1 protein-coding gene is annotated in these 4,831 nt (G+C 41.2%); it reads right to left on the minus strand.

What is annotated here, in order from left to right; all coding sequences use genetic code 11:
* A partial coding sequence (locus ACEW8U_RS17730; RefSeq protein WP_373523391.1) for an amino acid adenylation domain-containing protein occupies window positions 1-4,825 on the minus strand: 4,825 nt, incomplete at its 3' end.
* Between the last annotated feature and the right edge of the window lie 6 nt (window positions 4,826-4,831).

Raw genomic sequence — 4,831 nt, forward strand, 5'->3', positions numbered from 1 at the left:
AAAATATCAAATCCATTTTTCGTTTAAAATACCTTTTTTTCCTTTCCAAATATGCCTCAGGTTCATTCAATAAAAAATTTACTTTAGCTAGGATGATGTTTAACCGAAGTTTAATTTTTTCAAATTGTGAATGTCTTTCCCTGTAATCGAACGCAACTGTATCAAATAGAATAAGTTTATTGACTTTTTTACCCATCGATTGAAGCTGTTTGGCCATTTCATAAGCCACAATCCCACCAAAACAATAGCCTGATAAATTATAAGGGCCATCCGGATTTTGTTCAATCATAAGTGAAATATAGTAAGCAGCCATTTCTTCAAGAGATTTGTCAGGTTCTTCGATCCCATCCAAGCCTTTTGGCTGAAAGCCATAAATAGGCTGATCTTTGTCAATGTATTTTGCTAAATTATAGTAGATAGATGCTGAGGATTCCCCTCCATGTACCATATATAATGGCGGTTTGCGTCCCGAGGTTTTTACATCTAATAATGAATTAAAACCTGCCTGATTTTGATTGATGGTCTCAATTGCATTTGCGAGTTCCGATATACTCGGGTATTTGAAAATCAGATTAATGGTAAGTTTTAACCCAATTTCTTTTTCCAAAGCTGACATTACTTTTACAGCGAGAAGGGAATGTCCCCCCAATGCAAAGAAATCATCGTGGATACCTACCCTGTCCAAAGCGAGGATTTTCTTCCAGAGTGCGGCAATCTGTTTTTCCAGGTCAGATTTTGGTTCAGTATATCCGGCTGCCACCATATCCTGGGTACTGACATCGGGAAGTGCCTTTCTGTCGATTTTTCCGCTGAAAGTGAGGGGGAGTTTTTCGAGCTTTAGCCAAAGTGCGGGTACCATGTATTCAGGCAGTTTTGACCTGAGGAATTCAGTGACGGATTCTTTGTCAAAAGCCCCGTTGCAGACGATAAATCCAACAAGTCTTTTGTCACCCAATCCGTATTCTTTTACCATTACCACGGCTTGTTTAATGCTAGGGTGTAGGAGGAGGACGGATTCGATTTCGCCAAGCTCGATGCGGTATCCCCTGATTTTGACCTGGTCATCCATCCTGCCCAAATACTCTAAATTGCCGTCCCCAAGCCATCTTCCCAAGTCTCCCGTTCTGTATAATCGCTCTTCCAGCCTGTACGGGTTTTCTATGAACTTCTCCCGTGTGAGCTCTTCCCGGTTTAAATATCCCCTTGCCAAGCCAACTCCACCAATGCAAATTTCACCGATGCTACCGTAAGGGACGAGGTGGTGGCTGGGATTTAACACGTAAAGTGCTGTGTTGTCAATCGGTTTACCTATTGGAATGCTCAGTTCCTCTGCTTTGTCACAGGCATAGTAACTCACATCTATACTCGCTTCAGTAGGCCCATAGAGATTCATTAGGCTTACATCCGGCAACAATTCTTTGAAACGCTTTACCTGTTCCACCTGCAAGGCTTCCCCACTAGTATATACTTGCTTAAGACTGTTTAGCTTCACAATGCTTTCCATTGAGCTACTCAGAAATTCTAAAAAGACTCCAAGCATACTGGGTACAAAATGTACCACCGTAACATGTGAGGCTTCTATAGTGGAAATAATCTTTTCGGGTTGTTTCTCTCCTCCCGGTTCCAACATACAAACGGAGGCCCCTTGTAAGGACCACCAGATAATTTCCCATACCGATACATCGAAAGTAAAAGTGGTCTTTTGCAGGATACAATCTTTTTCTGTTAAAGCATAAGACTTCTGCATCCAAGCCAATCGGTTGACCAAGCCCCTATGCTCAATCATACAACCCTTCGGTTTACCCGTTGAACCTGAAGTGTAAATCACGTACATCAGGTTCTCGGGACTTATCTGGGTTGTAGGATTTGTGTTTGGATAATTACCTTCTTTTATAGCTTTTATGAATCCTTCCAGTTCAACCTGATTAATGACTATTTTTAACTTTGCATCTTCTTTGATAAACTCCTTCCGCTGCTCAGGATACTCCGGATCTATCGGCACATAGGCACCTCCCGATTTGATAATCGCCAATATGCCTATCACCATCCACTCACTGCGCTCCAACTCTATTCCTATCAAATCATCGGGTTGTATATTGTATCTTCCAATCAGATAATGTGCAAACTGGTTTGACCATTCATTCAGCTCTTTATAGCTTAACTTATTATCCTTGAACATTAATGCTACTGCATCAGGGGTTTTATTCACCTGCTCCTCAAACAAGTCCACGATTGTCTTGTCGTACTGGTATTCAGTTTCCGTAGCATTTAAAGTTTCCAACAAATAGATTTTTTCCTCAGTGGGAATAATGTTTAAAAGATCAAGGTTTAAGGATGGATTTTCAAGGATTGATTTCAGGAGAAGGATAAAGCGGCTAACGAAACGTTCTATTGTTTCAGGTCTATACAGATCTGTATTGTATTCTGCAATCCCTTCTATGCCTGCTTCAACTTCCATAAGTTCAAAAGTCATGTCAAACTTTGAAGTGAAGTGCTCATAATTTTCCTCTGATACCAATTCATCATCCAGATAGACCGCATTTTTTGAAACATTTTGTAGAACAAATAAAACCTGAAAGACAGGGTTTCTGCTTAAATCTCTCTCTTGTCCAAGGTTTTCCACCACCAATTCAAATGGTATTTGTTGGAATTCAAAAGCATCGAGAGCAGTTGCACGGATTTCTTTGAGAAGTTCTGTAAAGGTCATCGTTCCACTAAGGTTAGACCTAAGTGCCAAAGTGTTGACGAAAAACCCTATAAGATTTTCTGTTTCGGCACTTTCCCTACCTGCTACTGGTGTGCCTACACAGATATCTTCCTGGCCACTGTACCGGTAAAGAAGTGTTTTAAATGCAGCAAGCAAAGTCATGAAAAGGGTTGATTGATATCTTTGACCCAATTCTCTTAACTGAGAAACCATGAAATTATCTATTGAAAAACGGAAACTGTCTCCATGATTACTCTGAACAGGTGGCCTGGCATAATCAGTTGGCAACTGAAGCGGGGATACGTTTCGGAGTTTGGCTTTCCAATAATCGATTTTGGTCTGGGCAGCATCGCTTTTAAGGAAATTTCTTTGCCAGATAGCATAATCAATGTACTGGATAGGAAGAGGGGGAAATGAAACCTGTATTCTGTTGACAAGGGAATGATAGTATGCCCAAAGTTCATTTCTGAGGATGTTGGAAGACCACCCATCTGAGGCAACGTGGTGGATGGTTAAGATCAGATAGTGGTCATCTGGGGCTAATGTGATGATACATGCCCTCAGCATGTAGTCTTTGGTCAGATCGTAAGGTATCCTGATCAGCTTGGATATTTCATTTTTTAGAAGATTCGGATCCGCAAATTCCTTTCGGTCTAATTTCCAAAGATCCGAACGAAGTAAAATCTGGCAATCAATCCCATCTTTTTCCTTGATTACGGTACAGAGTGCTTCATGGCGGTTGAGGATTATTTTGAATGCATCTTCGAGTGAGCTGATGGCAATATTTCCACTGATATGGAAGATCATAGGAATATGATATTGGATACTCCCTGATAATTGATGGATAAACCATAGACTTTGTTGGTTGTAGGAAAGTGGGATGGTTTTAGGCCTTTCAGTGATGCTAGGTACAATCAAGGTACTTTCTTCGCTACTTTTGGAGGCTAAGATTTCAGCCAACTGCCGAATGGTCGGGAAATTGAACATCTCCCGGATAGATAGCTCGATCCCCATCTCACTTCGGATTGTGGCAATAACTTTCATCGCCAGTAAGGAGTGTCCTCCCAAAACAAAGAAATCATCTTGGATACCAACTTTCTCAAATCCGAGAGTTTTTTGCCAGATCCTTGCGATTTGGTTTTCAAGTCCGGTTTTGGGAGCCTCGTAAGTTTCACTAGGAATATGTTCAATTTCAAGGAGGGCTTTCTTATCGACTTTCCCACTGAATGCGAGTGGTAGATTTTCAAGTTCCACCCAAAGAGATGGAATCATATAATCCGGTAGTTTGGATTGAAGGAAAGCAATGACAGAATTCCGATCAAAGGGTCCATTGCAGACCAAATACCCAACAAGTCTTTTATCTCCAGTGGTACTTTCTTTGGCCAGCACTACTGCTTGTTTTATCGATGGATGTAATTGTAAAACTGATTCGATCTCGCCCAGTTCGATCCGATAGCCCCTGATTTTAACCTGATCATCCAACCTGCCCAGATATTCTATATTGCCATCCGGTAACCATCTTGCAAGATCCCCTGTGTGATACATCACTGCATTTTTTTCATCAGAAAAAGGGTCAGGGACAAATTTTTCCACTGTCAGCTCAGGTCGATTGAGATAACCTCTTCCTACGCCTTTTCCACTGATGCATAATTCTCCAGGGATTCCCAATGGGTTCAAACTACCCCCCGGTCCAAGGATATAGATTTTGGTATTGTCTATTGGCTTTCCGATGGTGACCTTTTCATGAACATTCAATTCTTTAAAAGAAGATGTAATGGTGGTTTCGGTTGGACCATAAAGATTCCATAGTTTACCTGTGCGGGCAAGCATGTTTTTGGTTTCTTCTCCGATCGCTTCACCACCTGTTGTCATAATAATCCCTTCCGGATTATTCCAACCAGCATTGAGCAGCAATTGCCATCCGGAGGCAGTAGCTTGCATGTGAGTAGGTTTTTGCTTTTTAAGCTCTTTGGCAAGTTTGAAGCCGTCCATGGATACCTCTTTGCTGACCAAAATTATTTTGGCACCCACTGCAAGTGGTACAAACAGTTCCAAACAAAAAGCATCAAAAATATATGTGGTGACGGATAACTGTATCGATGAAGAATCATACTCCACAATTTT

It is taken from the genome of Aquiflexum sp. (genome assembly GCF_041751335.1).
Lineage (GTDB): Bacteria > Bacteroidota > Bacteroidia > Cytophagales > Cyclobacteriaceae > Aquiflexum.